The organism is Allochromatium palmeri, assembly GCF_009720725.1.
Classification (GTDB): domain Bacteria; phylum Pseudomonadota; class Gammaproteobacteria; order Chromatiales; family Chromatiaceae; genus Thermochromatium; species Thermochromatium palmeri.
Map to the genome: position 1 here is coordinate 1 of NZ_WNKT01000144.1, position 872 is coordinate 872.

Sequence of the window (872 nt, forward strand, 5' to 3'; positions counted from 1 at the left end):
TAAGTACTTTCATTAAAAAAATTAAACAGATGAAAACGCAATTTTATATTCAGATCCATAACCATCAATAATTTCACGAAGCGCTGACTTTAGCTTTCCAAAAGTCTCATACGCAGATACTAAAAGCCATTGATACTTGATAAATCTCCACAGAATTTCGATTAAATTAAGCTCAGGTGAATATGTTGGGAGAAAATACAAACTCAACCCACATTTCTCCCATTCAGGTATCCTTTCTTTTACCGCCTCACTCGTGTGAATAGGGGCGTTGTCTAAAATTACGACTGTAGGCTGCGTGATCGCATTACAATATTCATCCATAACTTCAATTATTTTTTCACTATTAACTGAACTTTCAATCATGCGTGCGTGCAGTTCATTTTTAGTTGGATTTAAAAATCCTAAAAGATTTACTCGCTTAGAATGAGATGAAGGGATTTCGAGTGTGCCATTTCGACCTTGATCCTGCCACGCATAAGGAACGACGGGCTGAAGAGAAAAGCCACTTGCATCAAAATAAGCTAAATCAAATTCGCCCTGCGAGCTTAGCAGTTGCAGCTCTTGTATATCTTTTTTTCCTTGTTCGTAAGCTTCTGGGTCAGGCTTCCCTTTTAGGGCTTTTCTCTTTCTTTTCCAGACTTTACCGTGCTTTTTGATGATTTTCCTAAGTGTTTCAACATGAGCTTTTTTGCCCGTTACTTTTTCAACATGCTCGGCAACTTGACGTAAAGAGCCGGGATTTTTTTCAAGTGCATTAAGAATAACGGCTTCTTCAGCTAGCGAAAACAGCGGTTTTGATCCACGTCCTTTGCGATCATAGATTCCATCAATCCCATGGTTATTCCAACGATGAATCCAATTATAAATAGTTA

At 38.1% G+C, this 872-nt stretch carries 1 protein-coding gene; it reads right to left on the reverse strand.

Annotated elements, in window-relative coordinates; translation table 11 throughout:
• Window positions 1-21: 21 nt before the first annotated feature.
• Window positions 22-872, reverse strand: an 851-nt coding sequence (locus GJ668_RS19855; protein WP_155451805.1) for an IS630 family transposase, incomplete at its 5' end; no start/stop codon positions are given.